Here is a 230-nt window from a genome sequence, read left to right as displayed (position 1 = left end):
CGACTACCGCAACCTTGCTCGCGCAGCGGGGAAACAGCTAAACCTCCTGTTCGTTGCGCATCGCCGCGAAATCCTCCAGCAGTCTCTGCGCACCTACAGAGAAGCCCTGGTCGACGCCAACTTCGGCGAGCTCTACGTCGACGGCAGCCGACCCGAGCGGTGGCATCACGTGTTCGCGAGCGTCCAGGCGCTAAGCCTGTACGGCGTCGAGAACATACCGGCAGACCACT

At 63.0% G+C, this 230-nt stretch carries 1 protein-coding gene; it reads left to right on the top strand.

Features of this window, described 5'->3' with window-relative positions:
• The coding region (locus BN358_RS26455; RefSeq protein ID WP_198018424.1) for a DEAD/DEAH box helicase family protein at positions 1–230 on the top strand (230 nt) is incomplete at both ends.

Source organism: Sedimentibacter sp. B4 (assembly GCF_000309315.1).
GTDB classification, from domain to species: domain Bacteria; phylum Bacillota; class Clostridia; order Tissierellales; family Sedimentibacteraceae; genus Sedimentibacter; species Sedimentibacter saalensis.
This window is presented reverse-complemented; position numbering and strand designations above follow the sequence as displayed.